We start from the raw sequence: 25,502 nt of genomic DNA on the forward strand, positions 1-25,502 counted from the left end.
TTTTCTCTGAGCGCAGGCACGAGGCCGTAAACCGCCATGAGCGACCCCACTTTTCGCGCGGGCTTTGATGCCGTGCTGGAAACCACAATTAATGCTGCCCTCCAGTATGACCCGGCGACACGAGAGCGCCTTTCCGCACTGGATGGGAAAACCATGGCGCTAGATTTAACCGCCCCGCAACTACAGTTTTGCCTGTGTATCGAGGGTGACCAGGTGCGGGTGCGCCAGCACTGGGAGGGGGAAGTTACCACCCAGTTGAGCGGCTCAGCGCTGTCTTTTGTACGCCTGATCAAAGACCCGGATGCAACTCCAGCCGGACTGGGGGTGTCAGTGAGCGGCTCCAGTGCCCTGCTGGCAGAACTGCAGTGGATCATGAGTGACCTGGATATCGATTGGGAAGCGCCGTTGGCGCAAGTGGTTGGCGATATTCCCGCCCACTCAATTGGCAATGTCCTGCGCGATGCTGCCCGCTGGTTAGGAGGCAACCTGAATCGGGCGCCTGAAGTGGCGGTGGAGGCTATCAGTGAGGAGTGGCAGCTGACCCCGCCCCAGGCCCAGTTCGAAGCATTTGTCGAAGACCTGGCCGAGGCCTCTCTAGCTGCTGAACGGCTCGAGGCGCGCGTGCGCTTGCTGGAAGAACAATTTTCCCGCAGGGAGGCCGAGTAGTTTTGCCAGTTCGTCGAAGTCTCACAATTACGCGGGTTTTTCTGCGCTATCGTCTCGATCAATTATTGCCAGCCGAGGAGCGCCCACTGTGGTTGCGGGGATTACTGCTGCCGGTGAAGTTGCTGCCGCAGTCCAAGATGCCACGGGGCGAAAGGCTGCGCCGAGCCTTGGAAGAGCTGGGCCCCATTTTCGTTAAATTCGGCCAACTTCTCTCCACTCGTCCCGACCTGCTACCGCCAGATATTGTCGAGCAATTAGATTATTTACAGGACAAGGTGCCGCCCTTCCCCAGTGACCAGTGCACGGCTCTGATCGAAGAAGCCCTTGGTGCCAAGGTGGATGAGGTCTTCGCCAAATTTGATCAGCAGCCACTGGCAGCGGCTTCAGTTGCACAGGTGCATGCGGCTGAATTAAAGAGCGGCGAATCGGTAGTCGTCAAAGTACTGCGCCCGGGCATTGATGAGGTAATCCAGGAAGACTTGAAGCTCCTGGGGGTGATCGCTCGTGGAATTGAACGCTTTGTGCCCGAAGGGCGCCGCATGCGCCCGGTGGAGGTGGTTGAGGACTATCGGCACACGATTGAAGGTGAATTGGACCTAACTCGTGAAGCGGCCAACGGCACCCAGCTCCGCCGCAACTTTACCAACTCCCCGCTGTTGTATATCCCCGAAGTGCACTGGGATTACACCCGCGAAAATGTCCTGGTGTTGGAGCGCATCGACGGTATCCCCGTCACCGACCTGGCCCAGCTTCGCGCCCAGGACACCAATATGCAGCTGCTGGCTGAGCGCGGTGTTGAGATCTTCTTTAAGCAGGTCTTCGAGTACAACTTCTTCCATGCGGATATGCACCCGGGCAACATTTTCGTTTCCAGGGAGCACCCGCAGCGCCCGCAATATATTGCGATTGATACCGCAATCGTCGGCAGCCTGACACGGGAAGACCAGTACTATTTGGCGCGCAATCTCCTGGCGATGTTCCGCCGTGATTACCGTATGGTGGCGGAGCTGCACGTGCAAAGTGGTTGGGTTCGCTCCGACACGCCGATCAATGCCTTTGAGTCTGCTATTCGCTCGGTCTGTGAGCCCATTTTTGAAAAACCCCTGGGAGAGATTTCCTTCGCTCGGGTGTTGATCAGTCTGTTCCAGACTGCGCGCCGATTCGATATGGCGGTACAGCCACAGCTGGTACTGTTACAAAAGACCCTGTTGAATATCGAAGGTTTGGGTCGACAGCTTTATCCGCAGCTGGATCTGTGGAAGACTGCTCATCCATTTTTAGAGCGCTGGATGCGCGATCGAATCCACCCCAAAACAATTGTGGGTGAGATAAAGCGCTACGGTCCGGAGTGGCTTGAGAAATTCCCGCAGATGCCACAGCTGGTGTACTCAGCTCTGGAGCAGTCGCGGGAACTGGCGCCCCAGTTAGAAGTAATTGGCGAGCAGCTGGCGGGCTCGCAACGCCGAGGCTTGCGCCAATATATTCGGCGGGTCGCCGGAGTTGTGTTGGGCGTTGGCGCCATCGCTGTCAGTAAGCCGGAATGGCTGGCTCAGTTGCCGCCGACCGGTTGGGTACTGGGCGTTGCTGCACTAGTGCTACTGCTGTGGCCCTAGGGCGCTTCGGCCTACACTGGAACTTCTAAGGATTGTTAGACATTGACTCAAATTCAAGCAAAGGCCGGTTTTCTCGATAAAGTCAGCTGGAACAGTGATGGCCTGGTTCCTGCGATTGCCCAGGATTTCAAAACCGGGCGGGTGTTGATGATGGCCTGGATGAACCGTGAATCGCTGGCGCTCACTGCCAGTGAGGGTTACGCAGTCTACTGGTCCCGATCCCGCAAGGGCCTGTGGCGCAAGGGAGAAACCTCTGGTTTCCTGCAGAAGGTGCGTGAATTGCGCCTGGATTGTGACGGGGACACCGTATTAATGTTGGTCGAGCAGGAAGGTGGAATCGCCTGTCATACCGGACGCAGTAGTTGTTTCTATCACCTCCTTCAAGATGAAGAGTGGCAGGTGAATCAGCCGGTGATTCAGGACCCGAAGTCCATTTATAAGTGAAACAATTATGAAAGATGTGCTGCAACAGCTCGATGCGGTGTTGGAAAGCCGTAAAAATAGCAGTGATGCTTCTGAGTCCTATGTGGCCAGTTTACATAGCAAAGGCCTGAACAAGATTTTGGAAAAAGTCGGTGAAGAAGCCACTGAAGCTATTCTTGCAGCAAAAGATGCACAGAGTAGTGGCGATAATCGAGACCTGGTTGCCGAGACAGCGGACCTATGGTTTCACTCGCTGGTCATGCTATCTCACTTGGGCGCTGATTCTCAGGACGTGGTTCGAGAGCTTGGGCGCCGATTTGGTCTTTCTGGCCTGGAAGAGAAAGCTGCGCGAACTAAGTAAAATTTGAATCACTTGTGGCACCACCCCTGATGGCGGGAGTGCCCGGTAAGAAACTCAAGCCATCCTATTGAATGTAATGGAGACAATTATGGGATTCGGTGGAATTAGTATCTGGCAGTTGTTGATTGTCCTGGTCATAGTCTTACTACTGTTCGGAACCAAGCGTTTGAAAAACCTCGGAGGCGATCTGGGTGGCGCAATTAAGGGTTTCCGCAAAGCGGTTAAGGATGAAGACAAATCCAAGGATGCTGATGAAGACAAAGATGTCGAGCGTCTCAAGCACGATGAGGAAGAGAAGCCAGGCCAAGACAGTACTGTCAAAAATAAAGATAAACAGTCTCAGGACAAATAATCGGCAACGACTAAGGCGAGTGTCACTCTGTGTTTGATATCGGCTTTTTAGAACTATTGGTAGTTGCTGCCGTGGCCCTGTTGGTGGTTGGCCCTGAGCGACTGCCCGATGCGGTGCGTACCACTTCCCGCTGGTGGTCCGGTTTGAAGCGGACCTTACATAGTGCTCGCGAAGAATTGGAGCGAGAGGTTGGAGCCGATGATATACGGCGTGAACTTCACAACGAGCGCATTATGCGTGAGATTGAGGAGAGTCGTCGTGAGATGGAGCAAACCTTTAGCGAAGCCAATAAGGAAGTTCACGACGCGCTTAATCAGCCTGAAAAACCAAAAGTTGCAGGGACACCAGTAGAAAAACAGGCAGCTGGAGTCAACCATCCTGAGGCACCAAAACCTGAAAAGGCGATAGAGGAACCTGCTCATCCTCGTGCAGAGCAGGAGGATTATTTGCCAGAACAGGATGAAACTGCCGAGGAGTTACAGGACCCCGAATACCCGGAGCATTGGCATGACTTTGGGGACCCGGACCTAAACCCGGACCATCCTGAAAACATCGATGAAGATGAAGAAGAAAAACAAAGCGAGAAGAAAACATCGCAACAGGAAAAAGACAGCCAGTCATGAGCGATCAGTCCCAAGATAAGCATCAGCCTTTTATCGACCACCTGATCGAACTGCGTGATCGCCTATTGCGAATCCTTTTGGTCGTATTGGTCTTATTTGTCTGCTTGATGCCGTTTGCGTCTGAAATTTATAATTTTATTGCCCACCCACTACAGGAGCGTTTGGCGGGTGATGTTGGAATGATCGCTACAGAGGTGACTTCCACGTTCCTTACTCCGTTCAAAACGACCTTTATAGTTTCTTTTTTTATTGCAATCCCTTTTGTGCTTTACCAAGTTTGGTCATTTATTGCCCCGGGGCTGTATAAAAATGAAAAACGTATTGCTATTCCATTATTAATTAGTAGCGTCGCACTTTTTTATATCGGCATTGCATTTGCGTATTTTGTGGTCTTTCCCCTTCTGTTTGATTTCTTTGTTGGAACTGCTCCAGAAGATATTAAGGTAATGCCAGATATGCGCAGTTATCTGGATCTGGTGCTGAAGCTTTTCTTTGCTTTTGGTTTTGCTTTTGAAATCCCTATCGCGACAGTCCTGCTGATCTGGAGTGGCGTAGTGGATGCCAAGACCCTGGCAAGTAAGCGCCCTTATGTGATTGTGGGATGCTTTTTAATTGGGATGCTACTGACACCGCCGGATATAATTTCCCAATCCTTATTGGCCTTCCCCATGTGGCTATTGTTTGAGATTGGCATTTTATTTGGGCGTTGGATGAAGTCTTCACCCAAAGATAAGCCTGCTACCTGAGATATAAAAAAGTCACCACTGGGTTTTCAGCGGTTAGCTTCACAGGCAGCGCTTGAGGTATTGCAGTTGCGCTCTCGATAGGGTTACTCACCTGAGAGCGCTAGCGATACGGGTACAACGCCGCACTCTCTTCTCAGTAGTATCAACTCCATCTCTTCCATGACAAGAAGCTTGATGACACGGTTATTTCCCAGCTGCAGGGAGGTTGACCACCCTACCGGCTGTAGAATGCCCGCTATTAGATACCAGATCGAAAGATAAACGCTAAACTAGCTTGTGCTTGGTTGCTTACAACAACGATGGAAGCCTAGCTATTTATTGGAACCGGTTGCTTGTGCTGCGATGCGTTCCTGCTCGGCAACAGCTTTTTCAACATTGTTGCGAACCAAGCGAACGAAAAACGCTGCCATCAGGAATATAAAGGCAATAACGGCCAAGCTGAGAAGGCCAGAAAAGCTGGTAAACAGGTCAATTAAAGCATCCATTTTTCTCTCCAAATAGGCTAATGCTTCACCTATGCAGTCTAGGGAGCTGTAATGGAAACCTCTTGACCTAAATCAAGCTGGATCGACTTATTGTAAGAACAACGGGTTGGTCAACGCAGGGTCAGGGCTGCTAGCAGGCAGAGTAAGGACGCGCCACATAAAGAATAAAGATCGCTATTTTCTCGCCTGTCAGGCAGAAGCAGCAAAAGCGCCAAAGGTGGCATAAATAGTGCTATCAGCCCCGACAAGGGGTCGCGACTAAAACCAATAAATAGCAGTCGCAACCAGGCAACAGCACCTAAAACCAGCGCAAATACTGTTAAGACGGCTGCCACTGGTGACATGGAATAACCTTTTGCACATGGAATCGTTTGACTGGTGGGTTTCTCTAAGAAAAATACTAATAGGAAAAAGAGTGTATATCAGTATTTCTGATCTTAGATTTTTAGCGCGCCCCAGAGTTTGGCTGCTCGTATTAGTATTGTTAGGGCTCTACGGGTGCGAGACTGCGGGCTATTACTTCCAGGCTGCAAGCGGTCAATTGCGGATACTCTCTGCCCGGCAGCCGATTGAAGAGCTGGTTCAAGACGGCAATGCCAGTGATCAACTCCAGAAGCAATTACAGCTCGTTCAGGAAATCCGTGCCTATGCAGCACAGGAGTTAAAACTACCAGTGGGGCAAGCCTATAGCTCCTATGTGCAGCTCGATGATGAGTACCCCATATGGAATGTCTTGGCCGCCCCAGAGTTTTCCCTGAGCCCCAAACGATGGTGTTACCCCATAGCCGGTTGCGCTAGCTATAGGGGCTACTTCCGCAAATCAGCGGCTATTGCCAAAGCAAATAGCCTGCGCAACCAGGGTTACGATGTCTACCTGGGAGCTGTTCCGGCCTACAGTACCCTGGGTTGGTTTAATGACCCTGTGTTATCAAGCTTTGTGAATTGGACACCGGAGAGACTAGCCGGACTCTTATTTCATGAGTTGGCCCACAGAAGAGTTTATGTGCCGGGTGATACCCGCTTTAATGAGAGCTTTGCTACAGCAGTGTCCGAAATTGCCCTACCTGATTGGCTTCGTAGTCAAGGTCTCTCGAGTTCTGCTGAGGAGACTAAGGCTCAGGCACTGGCGGTACGACAGTTAATGACAGCGACGCGTAAAGAGCTTCAACCAGTTTACCAATCCAACTTGCCGGACGAGGAAAAGCGCCAAGAAAAGGAGGAAATTCTGAGTCGATTGAGGCGTTGCTATTGGCGTATGGCAGCAGAGTGGTCTTACCCCGCGCGCTACCAGGCATATATAGAGAAAACCAATAATGCTACTTTGGCTTTGGCTGCAGAATATGAATCTTTAGTTCCAGCTTTTCGTCAGCTTTATATTGATAGTAATGGCTGGGAAGATTTTTATAATGCGGCTGAAAGATTGGGTGAGCTTGACCGCCAAGAGCGAGAGCAATATTTATTGGAATTAGCTAATGGATACAGAAAAAAGAGGAACAAGGCGCCGACAATGGCTAAATTTGACTCTCAGTTTTGTATGCGACAGGGGGGGGAAGTTCTATAATTAGCTAGCTCTAAAAATTATACTAATTTTCAGTTTTAATCTCCTATTTTAAAAAGCATAATCTAACTCAACATGGTACATGCTTAGAAATAAAAATAACGTAGAAACCCCACCTTTTACTTAACAATTTTTATTTTTAGGCGTATATTTAATTTTATTTTAATATTTGAAACTAGTCTGGTCGTTAAAAATTACTTATTTGTAATTTTTCAGCGTAGAAGTTTATGAAAGTAACAAGAAATATTAAATTGGGAAGGTGGATTTTAAATGAAGAGCAAGGTTATTTGCTATGTGGTGAGAATAAAAATCAGCTGGACCATATACCACTTCAGGTCTTATTAGAGTTAGTCAATCATCAAGGCTGTCTGGTGACTAAGAAGCATCTGTTAACTACAGTTTGGGCTAATAAGGTCGTAGGGGATGAAGTACTTACTGTGGCTATTAGTCAAATTAGAAAAGCTCTAGGAGACAGAGCGAAGCAACCGGAATACATTAAAACTATTTCAGGTCAGGGGTATCGCCTAATTTGTACGGTGGAGGATATAGAGTCAAATAACAAAGCTTATGATGTAGATAGCACTTGGCGGTTCAGTAAAAAGTATATTGTAGGATTGATCGCTAGTATTTTTGTATTTGTTGGGCCTTTACTATGGCTTTTTTTCCATGTAGATCCTGTTCCATCATTATCCACTTCTCAAAATGAGAAATTCCAACAGGGACGCTATCTTTTAACATTACAAGAGCAAGCTAAGTGGCGACAAGCTCAAACTTTATTTGAGCAAATAATAATAGAAGCTGAGAGATTCTCTCCTGCTTACCTAGCTTTAGTAGAGAGTAAGTTATTAATCGATCAAGCGAACACCCAGCAACTTTTAAATAATTCTAAAACATTGAATAAATTAGTTGATAAGGCGATTGATCTATCGCCATCTAACGTGGATGCTTACCTACTTAAAGCTCGTATTGCTTTTCACATCGAATGGAACTTTGATATGGCAGATAAGTATTACCAAAAAGCTTTATCACTGGAGCCGATGAATGGGAAAGTTCACCATGATTATTCACAGTTCTTGTTAGCTAGGCGAGATTACCCTGAAGCGCTGCAACATGTTTACAAGTATATAGACTCAGATCCCTCAGCTTATTCCAAGCCAATGGTTGCTTGGATATATAATATGTCGGGAAAGTATAAGGAAGCAAATGAAGAGCTAATTAAAATTGCCAAAATCGCTCCACGCTCAATAGCGTATCACGTATCAGCGCACTCGACGCTTGAGAATATGGGGCGAGATGCTGATGCATTTATTCATTTAAAGGCTATCTTGTCTCATGTTGGCTACAACAATGATGACTTGAGAACAGTAGAAGAAAAATTCCAGGTGGGCGGCCTTGCAGCAGTAAATAAGTGGCTATTAGATATAAAGCAAGAGGCAGCTGATATTGGCCAGTATAGACCTCCATTAGCTTATGCGCGATATGCTGCTACAGCGGGAGATATAGAGAGAACCCTATACTATTTGCAGCAGGCTATTGAAGAAAGACAGTTGGAAGTGTTGTGGGTTAACACTGACCCGAAGTACGAGTTAGTAAGATCTCTTCCTGCTTATATCAAATTAATGAGAAAAGCCGGGCTGTCTGAGTAAACTTCTAAGAGTTTAATAGGATATAAGTAAAGCTAACATATTATATACAATTAATTGAAGCAAGTTCCGCCTTTTGGAACAGCTGATAGTTCATCTCCTAATATATCCTGTATTAGTTGATTCTCGTGCCACATAAAAACTAACTGTTATTCCACAGACCCGCTATAAATTATTTGGGACTTTGGATCCTATGATACATGTTTAAGAAGGTATGAAATAGTATTTATATAGATATGACCTTTAGCTTGAAGCGATAAGCTAATAGTTAATTGGTGCTAATGTGTTAGTTAGGCCACCTTAATTAGAAAATTTAAGGATTTCTTAGATATTTTTCAGGTATTTTTGTCAATCATCTTTTAAATTCCAAGTTGATAATTTGGAGTATTAGTATGGATCGTATAAATAAAATTAAGTTGTGTGTATGTATAGTTTTACTTTTATTTTCTTTTGATCTACATGCGCATAGTACTTGGCGATATAAAATGCCCGGTCCAGTTGCAGGAGCTCCACTTGTTTTAGATGATCAAATTATCGCCACTGGTGGATCACTTGTAGTGGGCCTTAATAAGGAAGGAAAGCTCCTTTGGCAATGGAATCTAGGCTCTACCACCGCTGCATCGGCAGCTACAGATGGAGAATATCTATTTATTAATGCAGATAATGGCCTTCATGCATTAAGTCTAGATGGGGAGCCCTTGTGGTATTTTAAAAGTGAGGACAATGAAAATCTTATTGATGGCCGTCCTATGGGGTGGGGAAAGATATTTGTTCCAGATTCTTGGAGCTTTTATAGATCTTCTCCAATAGTAGCTGGTGGTAAAGTTTACTTTGGTAATCAGCGAGGTACGTTTGCTTTGGATGCTAAGACTGGTAAGCAATTGTGGCACCTTAGTACTGGAGTTACGCATACTACTCCGGCTATATACAAAGGGATGCTAGTTGTTGGGTCGTGGAATAATAAGCTTTATGGCATAGATATAATTAGTGGATCTATTATTTGGACTTTTAAAGGAAAGCAACCGTACGGCCAGGTCATATATGAGGGATTCAATCAGTCTCCGGTGATTTATGATGGTACTGTATATATAGGTAATCGCGATACCTATTTTTATGCCGTTGATGCTGAGACGGGGAAGCAAAAGTGGAGTTATAAACACCCTACTTCTTGGATTGGTTCTCCAGCAATTGAAGAGGATGGAGAGCTTTATTTTGGTATGTCGGATGGTTTAACACTGATAAGATTAAATGCAAAAAATGGAAATCAGAGTATGAATTTTAATGCCAATTTTTTTATCTTTGCTAAACCTCAAATGACCGATACTCAGGTTTTTGTTGCCACAATGGCTGGTCAAGTTTTTGCAGTAGATAAGAAGAGTAGTAAAGGACAGCTACTTTTTTCTACACCAGATTGTTTAAAAAAATGTGAAAGTTTGATTAAGCCAAGCGGGGGGATGAAATATATAAATGATACCTCTGCAGACGGTATGGCTAGGAATGTTGAGTATATGGTTGATGTGGCTGATTCACTCCTGAGTATGACATACAGTGACAACACCCTTTATCTGGGGAGTGCCAAAGGTCACATTTATGCATTAAACCCACATATAGAAATTACTCATTAATATACAAGTTAGCCCATTAAAAAATAATCTAACCACTACGAATTGCTAAAATTTTTTGCTTGTTATAGGTATACAAAGATTTATATTTAATCATGCCCCCGAACCTCTCTTGATAGTCCATTGACTAGCCAGTTCAACTAATGAGCTGGTTTTTTTTGATTAAACATCTGATAAAAAAGGATGCGCAATTATTAAATTTTATCTAACAAAGCAACGCTAATATATAGTGTCAGGTGATTTTCATCCGTAGTAAGCAGATGATAACAATGAGTTTTTCATAATAATATCCCTACTCTCAAAATAATTGAGAGATAGATATATTTTTTTAACTTCTAGACTAGCAGGGTTTTACTAGAAATATACGTCCTTAGAGAGTACGCCTTAAGTAATCAGTATTTTTAATAACAATGAGTATCTGATTATTGAAAGTTCAAGCTAAGTAGAGTGGGCCTTTGTATATGGAGAGTGGCAACTCAATATGATCCTACCCACCAACAACGGACACACCACTAAGCGACTAGTTGTTCCTCAAACGCCTCAGGGCTGAGATAGCCATTGGCGCTGTGTAAGCGATTTCGATTGTAGTCTATTTCTATATACTCAAATACGGTTTCCCGCATGAGGCACCTTGTAGGAAAGCGGTTACCATGGATTACTTCTACCTTAAGTGAGTGGAAGAACGTTTCTGCGCAGGCGTTATCATAGCAGTTACCTTTGGCGCTCATGCTGCACCGCAGATCATAAGCTGTAATTAAAGATTGATAATCTTTAGAGCAATATTGGCTTCCCCTGTCAGTATGCACGATAACATTTGTAGGTTTCTTACGTCGCCATAAAGCCATTTGAAGGGCGTCACAGACCAATGTAGCTGTCATCGTTTCTGACATCGCCCAACCAATAACCAGCCGACTATATAGGTCTATCACTACAGCCAGATATAACCAACCCTCTTCTGTTCGTAGGTAGGTAATATCCCCGACCCATTTCTGATTCGGCGCTTCAGTATTGAAGTTCTGCTCGAGCAGATTTGGGGCCACTGGCAGACCATGTTTTGAGTAGGTTGTGGCTTTATATCTCTTGGCGGCTTTAGCCCGTAGGCCCTGTCGACGCATGCTGGCAGCAACTGTTTTTTGATTATATTTACTCCCCTCACTGGCCAATTCCCTCGTCAGGCGAGGGGCGCCACTACGTTCTTTACTGGCTATAAAGCGCTGCTGTACCAAACCATCAAGCTCCATTTGGTACTGCTGGCGCTTGGATTGATCGGCCGATCTTGACACCCAATCGTAAAACCCACTGCGAGATACGCTCAATACCTTAGCCATCGCTTTGATGCTGAACTTATGCCTGTGCTTTAGCATGAAGGCGTACCTCATTTCAGGCTCTTTGCAAAGTACGCTGCGGCCTTTTTTAAGATCGCCAGCTCCTCTGCCTGCTCAGCCAGCTGCCGCTTAAGGCGAGCATTCTCTGTGGCCAGCTCTCTCTCGGCATCCCCTCGGCTCTGATGTAACTTAGCCTTGCTTCGCCATCCGTAAATCTGGGAAGGATGTAACCCAAGCTGTTTAGCGGCAACGCTTACCCCTACCTTGACCGCCAGTGCTAGGGCATCTTTTCTATATTCCTCTGAGTATTTTTTACGAGTGGTTTTGGTTGATTTACTTGATCGTGTCATAGGGCACCTCTGCTGCGTAGTTTATCGCTTAAGAGAGTGTCCGTCTTTGGTGGGTAGGATCAATACTCTATCGCCTCATTTTTTTCCTAAAACCTATCGCGGCCTCTAACATATCTAAAAAATGTACCAATAGTTTAGAATACGCTATTGGCTCTAAGATACTGTTGTTTATAGGATTTTATGTTTTTTTAGAATTTTTTTAGGACTTTTTTGTTTTATTTCAGGTCTTTTTATATTCTTGTTTTTAGGATAGATACATTGCTCGTAGTCAAAAAATAATTGGCATTTTGGAATTTGTATTTTATTGCTGGAAAAAACTGATGGTGGGTGAAATAAAATATGAAAAACATATTTGTTGATGGCATCAAGAAATCGTGCAAGGTTTTGAGGTGATTCATTGGCTTAGTTTTTTGTCATGGCTGTTTAAGGGAGTATCCAATATATGTTCGAATATAGATGTACCAAAGTGATGGGATTGATTACTGCTCTTGTTCTATCTGGATGTTGGAATAAAAGTGAGGATAGTAATTATAGGGATAGTAATATTCCAACGTCTGATAATTACTTATACATCCAGGGGGAAGTGATTGATGGACTGCCAACAGGTACAAAGCTTGAAGTTCTTGTTGGTGATAATTTGGTCTATACCACAAATATAGATCATGATAGATATTCAGTTGAAATCAATTTGGATAAGAGCAACACTGATGGCTTGGTAAAGCTTATTGCCACTTCCGAGACTAATGAGAGAATTAAGCTTGTAAGTACATTGGGATTCTTACATGCGCTTCAGGAGGATGCAGGTTCTGATAGAACACTTGTTTATTCCGAAAATAAATTTGTCCAAATTAGTGGAATATCAACAGCAATTTCAGCGACATTAGATAATTCAACTAATGAGTCGTCAGGCTGGAGTAACATTACTAGGCCTATAGAGGCAAGTGAAATTTTTGCTAAAGCCACTATGATTAAAATGTTAGTAGAGCGTTCACAGAAAGGAGTGGCAATACCTTCAGATATTCAAGATACTTTCCAGCTAGCATCAGATTTTAATCTCTCTTCGAAATACATTAGCCTCTTTAGAAAGGCGCTTAAAGATATTTATCAGGAAGTACAGGCAGATATATATGAGAGTGGAAAGTATTTGCATGTAATAGATGAAAATTTAATAGCGGATACTTATTATGTTGATAATGGAATATTAACACTTAATGTAGACGGTACTGGAGAGTACATTGAAAACGGTGAAGTGGTTGATCTTACCTGGGAGAAAACACAACAAGGCGTTGACTTGGAATCAGACAGTAGCATTGTTTTTACCGATACGATTTTAGTTGAAGGCCAAAAGATTGAGTTTGAGCGACACAGACAGATTAATAGAATTTCATGGATGTTCAACTCTACTGCTCAATCGATGTTTGTTTTTGAGGTAAATGACAGATTTCATTACCCTAGTGGAGAGCTTCAGGATTACATGGAAAATGGGTATGAAGCTGTTTCAGGCGCTCGAGCGAGTAATTTAGTAGACCCGAAAGATTTAATAAGCATTGGTAAAGTGTATAGCATGCCTATACCAAATAGTCGCGGGGAAATCGCTGGTAGTGTTGATAGCGAAACCCCACGATTTAGTTTTAAGGCGGTGGAAATAAGTTTTTCTGGAGACTTCTCGAATGGTGGAACCGCCAGTATAAAAGTACCTTCAATCTCAGCTTCCGGAGAAGCTCTCTATACTGAGATATCTGCTACTTGGCAGCTAGATAATAATAGAATAGATTTAAACTTCCTTGATGGTTCAAGTCTTGAATATTCAATTCTTAGTTTATCTAGTCATGGCTTTGCTAAAATTCACGTTATTTATCAGTCGGAACAAGGAGAGAAAAGCACTTATTCTTCATATGTTTTAGAAAAAGAGGGAGTTAGCTGGTCAGATATAGATATACCAGGAATATACACTCTTCCATTGAGCTTGTTGGATAATCTCAGTAATTACTTCTACGACTTTTCATCAAATGGAACCCTAGAAATTGTATCTGTCCAAGATCTTAATTTAAACGGGAATATTGACGATGGAGAGTACAGCGAGGTACCTGCTTATTGGAATATTGATGATGGGGGACATCTTACAATAAGAGTTTATCAAGGAGCGGAGGGATACTGTTTGCCTGAGGCTTTGGATATCACTGATAGTATTTGTACATTAACTGATGAAATAAGTTGGGATCTGTACCAGATTTATAACATCGATAGTTTTGGTGTTAGGCAAACTGAAAATAGCTTCTATAAGCCATTTGGTTCCTATGCAAATAGTATAAAAACTCGGGAGATATTATTAAAGTATGGAGATATCGATAATATACGGCTAACGAAAGTGCCAGAAAGACCATTTAAAAATTAACCAAATATCTATTTGGCCTACAAGAATAATATGGACATACCTTAAAGGTTTGTATTTTATTCTTATGCTTTTTTGTGCGATAACACAAGCAACTTTTCCGATCAAATCAGTTGGCTATTAATATGTTATGGAAGTGAAGTTATAATTTTTATTTACTTAAAATAAATCTTTAATAGTTTATTCATGTCTATTCGGCTTTAGCGTCGTACGCGGAAAAATAGATACTTAAGGCCTTAAGTCACAATGAAATAGTTGCTTTTAAAAAATTGCCGGGTGAGTTTCTTTTTTTCTAATGGAGGCAATTTTAAGAATTCTTAGTAGATAAATTTAAAGTGATAATAAACTAGTAAAAGGGTTAACAATGAAAAATAATCTAATATCTATTGCCGTTAAGAGTGTTATTAGCTTGACAGGTGCAGCAATAATATTCCCTTCTATACCTGTGCTCGCTCAAGAAGATGCAGAATTGGTTGAAGAAATCGTTGTAACCGGGTCACGTATTAAGCGTGCAGATTTGGATAGTCCAAGCCCGGTAACTGTACTCGGGCGAGAAGATATGAAAATATCTGGCAAAACTGATGTGGGAGCTTTAATTCAAAGCTTGCCTTCAATGTCAGGTTCGCCGTTGGGAACAACTATAAATAACGGCGGTAATGGGGCTGTACAAATTAACTTGCGTGGACTGGGTGCTAACCGGACACTAAATTTAGTAAACGGGCATCGCTCAGTAGATATGGGGGACTATCAATCCATTCCTTCAGTTATGATTGAGCGGATTGAGATACTCAAAGATGGAGCTTCTGCAACTTATGGTGCTGATGCTGTTGCTGGGGTTGTAAATATCATAACGCGAAAGGATTTTGAAGGAGTTGAGGTTGAGCTTCAGAATGCCGACTTTATGGATGTAGACTCGATTAGCCAAAATAGCGTGAGTTTTATCGCTGGTCGAGAGTTTGATAGCGGAAATTTTGTTTTTGGTGCAGAGTATATATCTCAAGAGGGTGCTTACCAGTCTGACACCCCCTGGGACATTTTCCAAGATACATACTATATTTTTCCGGAAGGTGGTTGCGAAAGTAATCCGGTTAATTGTTTTCCCGACGGGTCTTCACGTATACCGGAGGGCCGACTCAATATTGGCGGTTCCGAGTACATCAACTTGGGAGATGGCTTAGTTGCAGATGATGGCCGCACCTATAACTATGCTCCCTCTAACTATATTCAGACTCCGTTTGAACGGTACAACGTCTTTGCCGAAAGTAATGCTGAAATTACAAACAATGTGCGATTTATTTCCGAGGTCCGTGTAAATTATCGTGAGTCGGCTCAAGAATTGGCACCGATTCCCTATGATAGCCGCCCTGGGTTTGATCCGGCCTACAACGGTTACTTTGACTTCGATGGTGATGGTGTTTTGGAAGCTTACAATGGCATTCACCAAGATAATTATTATTTATCTAGGGCATTGGCAGATGCAGGAATTGATAACCAGCCAGCTATGGATGTGCGTCGTCGTGTGGTAGAGGACCGCCGCATAATGGAACAAAGGGTCCTCCAAATACAGGGAGTGTTTGGCTTCGAAGGTAATATTAACGATTACGACTGGAAAATCAGCTACAACCGAGGCTATCGTACTCGAACGGACATTAATACTGGACAATTTATTGGGGCGAGGTTAGCAAATGCACTTGGCCCCTCAGCAGATCTTGATGGTAACGGTGTTCCCGAATGTTATGCTGATATTAGTGATCAAAACACATTGATAAGTGATTGTGTACCAATCAATATGGTTGATGGGGCGGGTACAATTACCGATGAAATGCTTGCTTATGTGAGCTCAGATCTCACAGATCATAGGGTAACTACCCAAGAGGTTATCGACCTTAGTATTAGTGGCAATGGATTTGAACTTCCTGGGGGGGCAATGGCGTGGGCCCTAGGCGGAGGGTATTGGGCGCGTTCATTTGCCCTCTCTCCAGACTCGGGTAAAGCAACCGGCGATGTCACCGGGTCTGTAGGGGCGGGTACAGAAGGCTCTCTGTACAATACGAATCTACTTGCTGAGGTACATCTTCCGATATTTAATAATGGTGTTCAATCTGTCGATGTTAAAGGTGGATTACGCTACGACTCCTATAATATATTTGGTAGCGATACCACTTGGCAATTGGGTTTGGATATTCAGGTGCTTGAAGAACTCAAATTGCGTAGCACTTACGGAACGGTTTTCCGTGCCCCGACAATTACTAACTTATTCGGGGGGCGAAATGATAGTGCACCATCAGCTATTGATCCGTGTGTTGTCGACAGTATTAGCCAGCTTCCTGCTGGTTGCATTCAAATATCGGAGCAGGAGGATACTCAGCTTCCTGCAACAGTCGGTGGCAACGAAGAGCTCCTGCCTGAGTCAGGGAATACATTTACGCTAGGCCTTGTCTGGATACCGGACTTCACCGGGAATGCAGATTTGAGCCTCACCTTGGACTACTGGAAAGCAGAAATTGATGCAGGTATCAGTTCTTATGGTGCTCAGTACATTTTGGATCAATGTCACATAGAGCAGGTAGCCAGTTACTGTGATCTCATTACCAGAACTAGTGATTATACGATTCAAAATATATTGAATATAAATCAAAATGTTGCCGAACAGGGAGCGGCTGGAATTGATTTCGAAACTCGATACTCTGTAGATACCGAATTTGGACAATGGGATGCTGTCTTACTTTGGACCCACTTGATTGAACGTACCAAAGTCGCTTATCCAGGGGCGGAGGCTATCCATTTAGAAGGACGTGCCACTGATAGCTCGGCACAAGATGGAGGGACTTACGCAGAAAACAAAATAAACTATTCCCTATCCTGGAATTGGAATGATTTCAATTTAAGTTACCGTGGTGAATATATAGGCGAGGTGAAAGGAGATCTTAAATATGGTCCCTACATGGATGATATATGGCTAGACTATAAGCAAGATATAAAAGCCCAGCTTTATCATGATCTTGTTGCTTCATATAATTTTAGTAATGGTATGGCTATTTCGGGCGGAATCACTAACCTTACTAACGAAGCTCCCCCATTTATAGATATTGGTTTCAATGCAAAAACGGACCCTTCGGTTTACCGCACATTTGGGCGAGGCTACTACTTGAGGCTTAGCCATAAATTTTAAGGAGTGGTAGCTGCCACAATTAAGGGCCGTATTTACGGCCCTCCTCATCTTCATGAACTAATTGATATTTAAAAAAATACTAAGTCCCGCTCTCAAAGGTGGCTATAAATTGTGTTTTGGCCTAAGGAACTCCTGATGAACTCAATTGGCAGGCTGGTAATTCTTGTCAACAGCTATGAAGAAGCTATTACCTTTTATTGTAACAAATTGGGGTTTGAAGTTTTTATAGACTATCAAGCAAAACCACATCGATTCGTTCATATTCGACTTCCGGAACAAAGAGATATGGGCATATGGTTACTTAAGGCAGATTCTGAGAGTCAGCTGAAGAAAGTTGGAGCACAAACTGCTGGGCAGCCTTGCGCCGTTATTTACACTGAGAGCTTTGACCGAGAATATAAGAGGCTTGTAAACAATGGCGTCCACTTTAGCAAGCCCCCCACCTCTGACGCAGATGCGGAGTTTGCTCACTTTGAGGACCTGTATGGCAACGAATTTATTTTAGTTGAATTAAAAAAAGTAGGATCCCTGGAATAGACTTTAACTTGTCACTTTTGGTGCTTTTATAGAATACGCGAAATACGGTCTTGTACTAAGAATTAAAAAAAGGGGACATTCCAGGAGTACACCAAACTAAAGGAGTAGTCAGTTGTATTTTGCTATGAAGTTGTATATCGATACCGATGACAATTTTGGACTATCCAATAGTCTCTGCACAACAGTGGGAAGCCGATATGATATTGCTGTATTAGGTATATTTCTTCATGTAAAAGAGGAGTGAGCCCGGGGAACTCTGACTATAGAGGTGAGGAAAGCTGAGAAAGACTAAACTTAAAGATAAAGAATTATGTATTATAGAAAGGATGAGGCACTTGAAGCACCGCCTGATTTATAAAAATATTTTTAGGGATTAAAAAATACGTTATCGAGAGCTAGTAAAAACACTTCAGGCTTATTTCTACGGGCAGGTTTTACCAGCCTGCTTATTAGAATATGGCATCTTTTGATTTAAGATTAATGCACCTTATCTGCTAAAGCAGGGCTTTTGTCACATCCAGCATCCGATTCGCAAATCCCCATTCATTATCAAACCAAATCAAGATCTTGGCTAAGCGATTCCCCGCTACACGAGTTTGGCCTGCATCAATAATCCCCGAACGCGGGTCGTGATTAAAATCACAGGATGCGAGGGGTTCTTGGGTGAAGCCAAGTACACCATTAAACTCAGACTCAGAAGCTGATTTTAATAGGGCATTAACATCTTCCCGACTTACTTCTCTTTGTAGTGAGACTGATAAATCGATAGCAGAAACATTGACAGTGGGAACGCGCAGGGCCTGCGCCTCAAATTTACCTGCCAAGTTAGGCAGTATCCTCTCAATACCTCGTGCCAAAGCAGTATCAACCGGGATAACAGAGGTTATCGCTGAACGTGTTTTTCTCAAATCAGTATGATGATAGGCATCACTTACCGGTTGATCATTCATCGCAGAGTGAATAGTGGTAATGACTCCAGCCTCAATACCGAAGGCTTTATCCAGGGCGGCGATAACTGGAACACTGCAATTAGTTGTGCAGGAGGCTGCTGAAATTACCCGTTCCTTGCCCGTCAAAATATGGTCGTTCACTCCGTAAACAATCGTGGCATCGACATCCCGGCTGGCGGGTTGGGAAAACAATACTTTCTTGGCTCCTGCGGCAAGGTGCAACTCCGCGCCTTGTCGCTGCTTAAAGCTGCCGGTGCATTCCAGTACGATATCTACTTGATCCCGTCGCCAATCCAGATCTTCTAACCGCTCGCAATGAGTTACGGCAATAGAATCTCCGTTAACCACAAGGACATCTTTATGCACGGAAACTTCGCCTGAGAAGCGGCCGTGGACAGAATCGTATTTTGTCAGGTGTGCAATGGTGTCGCAGTCAGCCAGTTCATTGATGGCGACTATTTGTAAGTTATCGCGGGCGCCAGACTCATAGAGTGCGCGTAAAACGGAGCGGCCGATACGGCCGTAGCCATTGATGGCAATTCTAGTGGTCATAGCACAACTTTAGGCAGGAGAAAAAATGTCAGCTAAGCGTCCCCGCGCGGCGCTGAGCCAGTGCCGCACGGGGTTGATACCTAAATGATATTCAGTGGAGAAAACAGTACTACTTCAGCAGTTTTTCTACCGCTTCAGCCACATTGTCCACAGTGAAACCAAAGTAGCGCATCAAGTCGCCGGCAGGGGCAGATTCGCCAAAGGTTTCCATACCGATAATAGCGCCATCGAAACCGACAAACTTATACCAGTAGTCTTTGTGGCTCGCTTCTACCGCTACTCGTGCACGTACAGAAGAAGGCAGTACGGACTCACGATAAGCCTCTTCCTGCTCCATAAACAACTCGGCACAGGGCATGGAAACAACGCGAACTTTCTTGCCGACCAGTTTTTCCTGGGCCGCCATTGCCAGCTCTACCTCGGAGCCAGTGGCAATAATAATGGCCTCAGGAGTACCCTCGCAGTCGGACAGTACGTATCCGCCGCGCTCAATCTGAGCTAGCTGTGCGCTGTCGCGATCTTGAGGAGCCAGGCCCTGACGGCTAAAGACCATGGTGCTGGGGCCTTCTTTGCGCGCGATAGCCATCTTCCAGCTCACAGCGGATTCAGTGGCGTCACAGGGGCGCCAAGTGTGCAGGTTCGGAGTGGCGCGTAAGGCGCTGAGCTGTTCTACTGGCTGGTGAGTCGGGCCGTCTTCGCCCAGGCCAATAGAGTCGTGGGTGTAGACAAAGACCACACGCTGCTTCATCAGTGCGGCCATGCGCACAGCGTTGCGGGCGTATTCCATAAACATCAGGAAGGTAGCGCCGTAGGGCACGAAACCACCGTGCAGAGCGATACCATTCATAATGGCGCTCATACCGAATTCGCGCACACCGTAATAGATGTAGTTGCCGGAGGCATCTTCGGCGCTGACGCCTTTGGAGCCTGACCAGATAGTGAGATTGGAGCCGGCCAGGTCGGCGGAGCCGCCGAGGAATTCGGGCAGCAGTGGGCCGTAGGCGTTCAGAGCGTTTTGGCTGGCTTTACGGGAGGCGATCTTCTCTGCACTTTCCTGGCAGGCTTTGATGTACTCATCTGCTTTGCTGAGGAAATCTGCGGGCAATTCACCGCTCATGCGGCGCTCAAATTCGGCTGCCAGCTCCGGGAATTCTTCGCGGTAATCGGCGAGGATATCTTTCCACTCGTCTTCCTGGGCTTCACCTTTGGCTTTGGCATCCCAGCCAGCGTAGATATCTTCGGGGATTTCAAATGGGCCGTGGGCCCAACCGAGGGTTTCGCGAACCAGGGCGATCTCTTCGTCACCCAGCGGTGCTCCGTGACACTCTTCGCGCCCTTGTTTGTTCGGGGAGCCGAAGCCGATCACGGTTTTGCAGCAAATAATGGTGGGTTTATCGGTAACAGAGCGAGCTTCTTCAATAGCGGCTTTGATAGCGGCGGAATCGTGGCCATCCACATTGGGGATTACGTGCCAGCCGTAGGATTCAAAGCGCTTAGGCGTGTCGTCGGTGAACCAGCCTTCCACTTCACCATCGATGGAGATGCCGTTGTCGTCATAGAAGGCGACCAGCTTACCCAGGCCCAGAGTGCCGGCCAGGGAGCAGGCTTCGTGGGAGATACCTTCCATCAGGCAGCCATCGCCCAGGAATACATAGGTGTGATGGTCTACCAGTTCGTAGCCGGGGCGATTGAACTGGGCACCCATTATCTTTTCTGCCATTGCCATACCAACAGCGTTGGTGATGCCTTGGCCCAGTGGGCCGGTGGTGGTTTCTACACCAGGGGCATAACCGTATTCGGGGTGGCCCGGAGTTTTGGAATGAAGTTGGCGGAAGTTCTGCAGCTCTTCAATCGGCAGGTCATAGCCGGACAGGTGCAGCAGGGAATAAAGCAGCATGGAGCCGTGACCATTGGACAGTACAAAGCGGTCGCGATCGGCCCAGCTGGGGTTGGCCGGGTTGTGCTTTAAGTAGTCATTCCACAGCACCTCGGCGATATCCGCCATACCCATGGGCGCACCGGGGTGGCCGCTTTTGGCTTTCTGGACCGCGTCCATGGACAGGGCGCGAATGGCGTTGGCCTTTTCAGCGCGAGAGGGAGTAGAAGACATAAGAAGAGCTCTCTGGTTTCTTAGCTAGGGTGCGGCGCTGCTCTGCCGGCAGATTCCCGCAACAACAAAATGGTGGCGTATTTTCCCGTAAAGGGCGGCCCCGCGCAAAGCTTTGGTTGGGGATTTGTTGTTGAGTGCAGCAACAAACTTCTAATTCTATGCATTAGGCGGCGCCATTAACATCTATATCAAAAATATTTAATAAAGCTATATCAAAACATTTTGATATAGGTGTGCTCCCCTGCTAGACTTCGCCCCATGTCTGAAAATGAGCCAGCACCCGAACTGAGTCCAGCCGAGGCAATTCCTCAGTTGGCCTTGACCCTGAAAGCCGCCGGAGATCCCCTGCGGCTCGAAATTTTGCGCCTGCTTAGCCAGGATTCTTACAGTGTTTTAGAGCTGTGCCGAATCTTCGATTTGCGCCAACCGGCCCTGAGTCATCATTTGAAAGTGCTCGCCCAGGCAGGTCTGGTAAACAAGCACCGCGAAGGTAATAACCTTTTCTACCGGCGCACTGCAGCTACTCCACTGCTGGCACAGCTATTTACAAACCTGGATCATTTGCCTCTGGCCGATGTGCGGGTGCAGGCGGTATCCCGGATTTCTGAGGAGAGAGCGGAAGCATCGCGACGTTTCTTTGCCGATTACGGCAACCGCTTTCGCGAGCAGCAGGAATTGATTGCCAGCTATGACGTGTACGGACCACAGGTGGCTCAGCTGCTCAAACCTGGTCGTCATGCCTTGGAAGTTGGGCCTGGAGAAGGTGAATTTCTACAGGAGTTGGCTCAGCGTTTCGCGACAGTGACAGCACTGGATCTGTCTTCTGCAATGTTGGAGCGGGCCCAATCTTTTGCCGATGAACAGGGTATTAAAAATATCGAGTTTGTCTGTAGCGATACCCGCGCTGCTGCGGCACGGCCGGCCAGTGCCGACACCATCGTGGTGAACATGGTGCTGCACCACACCCCTGATCCGGCACAAATTTTTCACGATTTGCACGGCGCCCTAAAAAAAGGCGGGCAGCTTTTAATTGCAGAATTGCAAGAACACAGCCAGGACTGGGCCAGAGAGGCCTGCGGAGATTTATGGCTGGGTTTTGCTCCAGAGCAGTTGAGTGACTGGGCCGCGACTGCCGGCCTGCAAGATGGGCGCAGTATTTATAGTGCCCTGCGCAACGGCTTTCAGATCCAGATAAGAGAGTTTATTAAGCCCTGACGGGGGTTTGTCAGGCACAGCCTGAAGTTAAAAGATATTCAACCGCTGCGGCGGGACAATGGAGACCTCAAAATGAGTGAATACAGACTGTTTACCTCAGAATCCGTATCTGAGGGACACCCGGATAAAATTGCCGACCAGATTTCCGATGCTGTATTGGATGCTCTACTGGCCCGTGACAAGCAGGCGCGGGTAGCCTGTGAAACCCTGGTGAAAACCGGCATTGCTGTTATTGCCGGCGAGATTTCCACCTCTGCCTGGGTGGACCTGGAAGAACTGGTGCGTAAAGTAATCACCGATATCGGTTACACCTCCTCTGACGTGGGTTATGACGGTGAGACCTGTGGTGTTATCAATGTGATCGGTAAACAATCTGTGGATATCGCACAGGGTGTAGACCGCGCTAAGCCGGAAGATCAGGGCGCTGGGGACCAGGGTTTAATGTTTGGTTATGCGACCAATGAAACCCCCACCTTTATGCCTGCACCGATCTACTATTCCCACCGTCTGGTTGAGCGCCAGGCTGAAGTGCGTAAATCCGGTCTGCTTCCCTGGTTGCGTCCCGATGCAAAAAGCCAGCTGACCTTCCGTTACGACGAACAGGGTCGCCCCTGTGCGATCGATGCGGTTGTTCTTTCAACTCAGCACAACCCGGATGTCAGCCAAAAAGATCTGCGCGATGCAGTGATGGAGTTGATTGTTCACAACACCTTGCCGCTGGAATGGCTGCATAAAGACACCCAGTTCCATATCAATCCGACGGGCAACTTTGTTATTGGTGGGCCAGTTGGGGACTGCGGTCTCACCGGGCGCAAGATTATCGTTGACACTTACGGTGGCTCTGCTCGCCATGGCGGCGGTGCATTTTCCGGTAAGGACCCCTCCAAGGTTGACCGCTCTGCCGCATACGCAGGTCGCTATGTGGCTAAGAACATTGTCGCAGCAGGTTTGGCCAAGCGCTGTGAGATTCAGGTTTCCTATGCCATCGGTGTCGCCGAGCCGACTTCCGTAGCAATTAATACTTTTGGAACCGGTTTGGTACCAGAGGATAAGCTGGTCGAGCTGGTGCGCGAAAACTTTGACCTGCGCCCTTTCGCCATCTCCAAATCCCTCGACCTGCTGCACCCGATGTATCAGTTGACTGCAGCTTACGGTCACTTTGGTCGCGATCCGTTTACCCACACTTACAACTGGATCGACAGCAACGGCCAGGAACGCAGTGAGAGCTTTACTGCTTTCCCATGGGAAAAAACCGATAAAGCAGATGCGCTCCGCTCCCAAGCCGGCCTCTAAGTTTCAGAAATAAATATTCATGCCCGCGCCAAAAGCGCGGGCACACAAAATATGCTGGGTACCACTCGGCAAGCTGATAATTTTTGGACTCAAAAACGATGAATCAAATGAGCACTGAATTTAAAGATTACAAAATCGCGGATATTTCCCTGGCCGAGTGGGGGCGCCGTGAAATTGAAATTGCAGAAGGTGAAATGCCGGCACTGATGACTCTGCGTGAGAAATACCGCGCAGAGCAGCCGCTGGCGGGTGCCCGTATCATGGGTTGTATCCACATGACGATCCAGACTGCAGTGCTGATCGAAACTCTGGTCGCGCTGGGTGCTGAAGTTCGCTGGTCCTCCTGTAATATTTTCTCCACTCAGGACCACGCCGCTGCCGCTATTGCTGCGCGCGGAATCCCCGTATTTGCCTGGAAAGGTGAAACTGAAGAAGAGTACGAGTGGTGCCTTGAGCGCACTATTGGTGCCGATGTTGCCGGCTGGCAACCCAATATTATTTTGGATGACGGTGGCGACCTCACCGAATTGCTGCACCGCGAATACCCGCAACTTCTCGATGCTTGCCACGGTGTGAGTGAAGAGACCACCACCGGCGTACACCGCCTGCAGGATATGCTGCGCGAAGGCACCCTGAAGATTCCTGCGATCAACGTCAATGACGCTGTGACCAAGAGCAAGAACGACAATAAATACGGCTGTCGCCACAGCCTCAACGACGCCATCAAGCGCGCCACTGACCACCTGCTCTCTGGTAAGCGAGCGCTGGTTATTGGTTACGGCGACGTAGGTAAAGGTTCCGCAGCATCCCTGCGCCAGGAAGGCATGATCGTACGGGTTTCTGAAGTGGACCCGATCTGTGCGATGCAAGCTTGTATGGACGGCTTTGAGCTGGTTTCCCCCTACATCGACGGCGTTAATACCGGTACCGCTGAGGGTATTAACAAGCAGCTGCTGGCCAATACAGACCTGATTGTTACTACAACTGGCAACGTAAACGTTTGCGATGCCCACATGCTTTCCGCCCTGAAGAGTGGTGCGGTGGTTTGTAATATTGGTCACTTCGATAATGAAATCGACACCGCCTTTATGCGTGAAAACTGGGAGTGGCAGGAAGTTAAGCCGCAGGTACATAAGGTAGTTCGCAATAGCGAAACCAATGATCACTTGCTGCTGCTGTCTGAAGGCCGCCTGGTAAACCTTGGCAACGCTACTGGCCATCCGAGTCGCATCATGGATGGCTCTTTTGCCAACCAGGTTCTCGCCCAGATCCATTTGTTCAAAGAAAAGTTTGCCGACTTACCGGCAGATCAAAAAACTTCAGCGCTGTATGTAAAAGTACTGCCCAAGCACCTGGATGAAGAAGTTGCACGCTATATGGTTGAGGGTTTTAGTGGTGTTATTACCCGTATGACCGAGCAACAAGCTAACTATATCGGTGTTTCAGTTGAAGGTCCGTTCAAACCTGAAAGTTATAAGTACTAATAGCCCCTAACTAAAAGGTGCCGGCATCGC

Annotated in this window: 21 protein-coding genes; 16 read left to right on the plus strand and 5 right to left on the minus strand. The window is 46.4% G+C overall.

Annotated features, from left to right (window positions below; genetic code table 11):
- Positions 1–36: 36 nt before the first annotated feature.
- From ACJJI5_RS02105 to tatC, 7 genes are all read left to right on the plus strand, one after another.
- Positions 37–666 carry a ubiquinone biosynthesis accessory factor UbiJ gene (locus tag ACJJI5_RS02105; RefSeq protein ID WP_445355398.1) on the plus strand — a complete coding sequence of 210 codons (630 nt, stop codon included), beginning with the start codon at positions 37–39 and terminating at the stop codon, positions 664–666.
- A 2-nt stretch (positions 667–668) separates the two neighbouring features.
- Positions 669–2,279 (plus strand): ubiquinone biosynthesis regulatory protein kinase UbiB, encoded by a 1,611-nt coding sequence (gene ubiB / locus ACJJI5_RS02110; protein ID WP_445355399.1) that lies wholly within the window; start codon positions 669–671, stop codon positions 2,277–2,279.
- Positions 2,280–2,330: 51 nt separating this feature from the next.
- On the plus strand, positions 2,331–2,723 hold the full coding sequence (gene hisI / locus ACJJI5_RS02115; RefSeq protein WP_282934621.1) for a phosphoribosyl-AMP cyclohydrolase: 393 nt from the start codon (positions 2,331–2,333) through the stop codon (positions 2,721–2,723).
- Positions 2,724–2,730: 7 nt separating this feature from the next.
- On the plus strand, positions 2,731–3,063 hold the full coding sequence (locus tag ACJJI5_RS02120) for a phosphoribosyl-ATP diphosphatase (protein ID WP_282930677.1): 333 nt from the start codon (positions 2,731–2,733) through the stop codon (positions 3,061–3,063).
- 88 nt (positions 3,064–3,151) lie between these two features.
- Complete coding sequence (tatA, locus tag ACJJI5_RS02125) at positions 3,152–3,415, plus strand: Sec-independent protein translocase subunit TatA (protein WP_444892350.1); 264 nt, start codon at positions 3,152–3,154, stop codon at positions 3,413–3,415.
- 29 nt (positions 3,416–3,444) lie between these two features.
- Positions 3,445–4,038 (plus strand): Sec-independent protein translocase protein TatB, encoded by a 594-nt coding sequence (tatB, locus tag ACJJI5_RS02130; RefSeq protein ID WP_444895689.1) that lies wholly within the window; start codon positions 3,445–3,447, stop codon positions 4,036–4,038.
- Positions 4,035–4,784 carry a twin-arginine translocase subunit TatC gene (gene tatC / locus ACJJI5_RS02135; RefSeq protein ID WP_413663789.1) on the plus strand — a complete coding sequence of 250 codons (750 nt, stop codon included), beginning with the start codon at positions 4,035–4,037 and terminating at the stop codon, positions 4,782–4,784. The genes tatB and tatC overlap by 4 nt, the downstream gene beginning before the upstream one ends.
- A gap of 311 nt (positions 4,785–5,095) precedes the next feature.
- On the opposite strand, the gene ACJJI5_RS02140 is transcribed toward tatC, so the two are convergent.
- Together ACJJI5_RS02140 and ACJJI5_RS02145 are read right to left on the minus strand one after the other, a co-directional pair.
- Positions 5,096–5,269: a DUF3149 domain-containing protein gene (locus tag ACJJI5_RS02140; RefSeq protein ID WP_282930681.1), complete on the minus strand. Its 174-nt coding sequence runs from the start codon at positions 5,267–5,269 to the stop codon at positions 5,096–5,098.
- Positions 5,270–5,379: 110 nt separating this feature from the next.
- Positions 5,380–5,613 (minus strand): hypothetical protein, encoded by a 234-nt coding sequence (locus ACJJI5_RS02145; RefSeq protein WP_413663788.1) that lies wholly within the window; start codon positions 5,611–5,613, stop codon positions 5,380–5,382.
- A 71-nt stretch (positions 5,614–5,684) separates the two neighbouring features.
- Here ACJJI5_RS02145 and ACJJI5_RS02150 point away from each other — a divergent pair, with 71 nt between their 5' ends.
- From ACJJI5_RS02150 to ACJJI5_RS02160, 3 genes are all read left to right on the plus strand, one after another.
- Complete coding sequence (locus ACJJI5_RS02150) at positions 5,685–6,830, plus strand: aminopeptidase (RefSeq protein WP_444895690.1); 1,146 nt, start codon at positions 5,685–5,687, stop codon at positions 6,828–6,830.
- Positions 6,831–7,054: 224 nt separating this feature from the next.
- On the plus strand, positions 7,055–8,473 hold the full coding sequence (locus tag ACJJI5_RS02155; protein WP_445355400.1) for a winged helix-turn-helix domain-containing protein: 1,419 nt from the start codon (positions 7,055–7,057) through the stop codon (positions 8,471–8,473).
- A gap of 389 nt (positions 8,474–8,862) precedes the next feature.
- Positions 8,863–10,095 carry a BamB-related PQQ repeat family beta-propellar protein gene (locus ACJJI5_RS02160; protein ID WP_445355401.1) on the plus strand — a complete coding sequence of 411 codons (1,233 nt, stop codon included), beginning with the start codon at positions 8,863–8,865 and terminating at the stop codon, positions 10,093–10,095.
- A gap of 509 nt (positions 10,096–10,604) precedes the next feature.
- Here ACJJI5_RS02160 and ACJJI5_RS02165 read toward each other — a convergent pair.
- A protein-coding gene (locus ACJJI5_RS02165; RefSeq protein WP_444897071.1) for an IS3 family transposase occupies positions 10,605–11,767 on the minus strand; the annotation gives its coding sequence in 2 pieces (ribosomal slippage) (positions 10,605–11,509 and positions 11,509–11,767; 1,164 coding nt in all).
- A 442-nt stretch (positions 11,768–12,209) separates the two neighbouring features.
- Here ACJJI5_RS02165 and ACJJI5_RS02170 point away from each other — a divergent pair.
- The 3 genes from ACJJI5_RS02170 (at position 12,210) to ACJJI5_RS02180 (ending at position 17,868) form a co-directional block, all read left to right on the plus strand.
- The gene (locus ACJJI5_RS02170; RefSeq protein WP_445355402.1) at positions 12,210–14,162 is read left to right on the plus strand and encodes a hypothetical protein; all 1,953 of its coding nucleotides are present in this window, start codon (positions 12,210–12,212) and stop codon (positions 14,160–14,162) included.
- Between the two features lie 361 nt (positions 14,163–14,523).
- Complete coding sequence (locus ACJJI5_RS02175; RefSeq protein ID WP_445355403.1) at positions 14,524–17,331, plus strand: TonB-dependent receptor domain-containing protein; 2,808 nt, start codon at positions 14,524–14,526, stop codon at positions 17,329–17,331.
- 135 nt (positions 17,332–17,466) lie between these two features.
- Positions 17,467–17,868, plus strand: coding sequence for a VOC family protein (locus ACJJI5_RS02180; protein WP_445355404.1), 402 nt, complete (start codon positions 17,467–17,469; stop codon positions 17,866–17,868).
- 494 nt (positions 17,869–18,362) lie between these two features.
- Here the strand turns inward: ACJJI5_RS02180 and gap are convergent, their stop codons facing one another.
- Both gap and tkt read right to left on the minus strand, forming a co-directional pair.
- Entirely contained in the window at positions 18,363–19,370 is a 1,008-nt protein-coding gene (gene gap, locus ACJJI5_RS02185) for a type I glyceraldehyde-3-phosphate dehydrogenase (RefSeq protein WP_445355405.1), read from the minus strand.
- A gap of 109 nt (positions 19,371–19,479) precedes the next feature.
- Positions 19,480–21,480: a transketolase gene (tkt, locus tag ACJJI5_RS02190; RefSeq protein ID WP_445355406.1), complete on the minus strand. Its 2,001-nt coding sequence runs from the start codon at positions 21,478–21,480 to the stop codon at positions 19,480–19,482.
- 258 nt (positions 21,481–21,738) lie between these two features.
- Here tkt and ACJJI5_RS02195 point away from each other — a divergent pair, with 258 nt between their 5' ends.
- The 3 genes from ACJJI5_RS02195 to ahcY all read left to right on the plus strand — a co-directional run bounded on the left by ACJJI5_RS02195 (position 21,739) and on the right by ahcY (position 25,472).
- Complete coding sequence (locus tag ACJJI5_RS02195; RefSeq protein WP_108734975.1) at positions 21,739–22,695, plus strand: metalloregulator ArsR/SmtB family transcription factor; 957 nt, start codon at positions 21,739–21,741, stop codon at positions 22,693–22,695.
- Between the two features lie 72 nt (positions 22,696–22,767).
- A complete protein-coding gene (gene metK, locus ACJJI5_RS02200; protein ID WP_445355407.1) occupies positions 22,768–23,988 on the plus strand; it encodes a methionine adenosyltransferase in 1,221 nt (406 codons plus the stop codon).
- 107 nt (positions 23,989–24,095) lie between these two features.
- Entirely contained in the window at positions 24,096–25,472 is a 1,377-nt protein-coding gene (gene ahcY, locus ACJJI5_RS02205) for an adenosylhomocysteinase (RefSeq protein WP_369974263.1), read from the plus strand.
- Positions 25,473–25,502: the final 30 nt, after the last annotated feature.

The sequence above is a fragment of the Microbulbifer maximicatervae (SeqCode) genome, assembly GCF_052467955.1.

What these genes read in the sequence shown, in the direction of transcription:
- ACJJI5_RS02195 (WP_108734975.1), top strand. Translation starts at nt 21,739, where the DNA reads ATGTCTGAAAATGAGCCAGCACCCGAACTGAGTCCAGCCGAGGCAATT.
- ACJJI5_RS02160 (WP_445355401.1), top strand. Translation starts at nt 8,863, where the DNA reads ATGGATCGTATAAATAAAATTAAGTTGTGTGTATGTATAGTTTTACTT.
- gap (WP_445355405.1), bottom strand. Translation starts at nt 19,370, where the DNA reads ATGACCACTAGAATTGCCATCAATGGCTACGGCCGTATCGGCCGCTCC.
- ACJJI5_RS02105 (WP_445355398.1), top strand. Translation starts at nt 37, where the DNA reads ATGAGCGACCCCACTTTTCGCGCGGGCTTTGATGCCGTGCTGGAAACC.
- ACJJI5_RS02175 (WP_445355403.1), top strand. Translation starts at nt 14,524, where the DNA reads ATGAAAAATAATCTAATATCTATTGCCGTTAAGAGTGTTATTAGCTTG.
- ACJJI5_RS02140 (WP_282930681.1), bottom strand. Translation starts at nt 5,269, where the DNA reads ATGGATGCTTTAATTGACCTGTTTACCAGCTTTTCTGGCCTTCTCAGC.
- ACJJI5_RS02145 (WP_413663788.1), bottom strand. Translation starts at nt 5,613, where the DNA reads ATGTCACCAGTGGCAGCCGTCTTAACAGTATTTGCGCTGGTTTTAGGT.
- ACJJI5_RS02155 (WP_445355400.1), top strand. Translation starts at nt 7,055, where the DNA reads ATGAAAGTAACAAGAAATATTAAATTGGGAAGGTGGATTTTAAATGAA.
- metK (WP_445355407.1), top strand. Translation starts at nt 22,768, where the DNA reads ATGAGTGAATACAGACTGTTTACCTCAGAATCCGTATCTGAGGGACAC.
- ACJJI5_RS02120 (WP_282930677.1), top strand. Translation starts at nt 2,731, where the DNA reads ATGAAAGATGTGCTGCAACAGCTCGATGCGGTGTTGGAAAGCCGTAAA.
- tatA (WP_444892350.1), top strand. Translation starts at nt 3,152, where the DNA reads ATGGGATTCGGTGGAATTAGTATCTGGCAGTTGTTGATTGTCCTGGTC.
- ACJJI5_RS02180 (WP_445355404.1), top strand. Translation starts at nt 17,467, where the DNA reads ATGAACTCAATTGGCAGGCTGGTAATTCTTGTCAACAGCTATGAAGAA.
- ahcY (WP_369974263.1), top strand. Translation starts at nt 24,096, where the DNA reads ATGAGCACTGAATTTAAAGATTACAAAATCGCGGATATTTCCCTGGCC.
- ACJJI5_RS02170 (WP_445355402.1), top strand. Translation starts at nt 12,210, where the DNA reads ATGTTCGAATATAGATGTACCAAAGTGATGGGATTGATTACTGCTCTT.
- tkt (WP_445355406.1), bottom strand. Translation starts at nt 21,480, where the DNA reads ATGTCTTCTACTCCCTCTCGCGCTGAAAAGGCCAACGCCATTCGCGCC.
- tatC (WP_413663789.1), top strand. Translation starts at nt 4,035, where the DNA reads ATGAGCGATCAGTCCCAAGATAAGCATCAGCCTTTTATCGACCACCTG.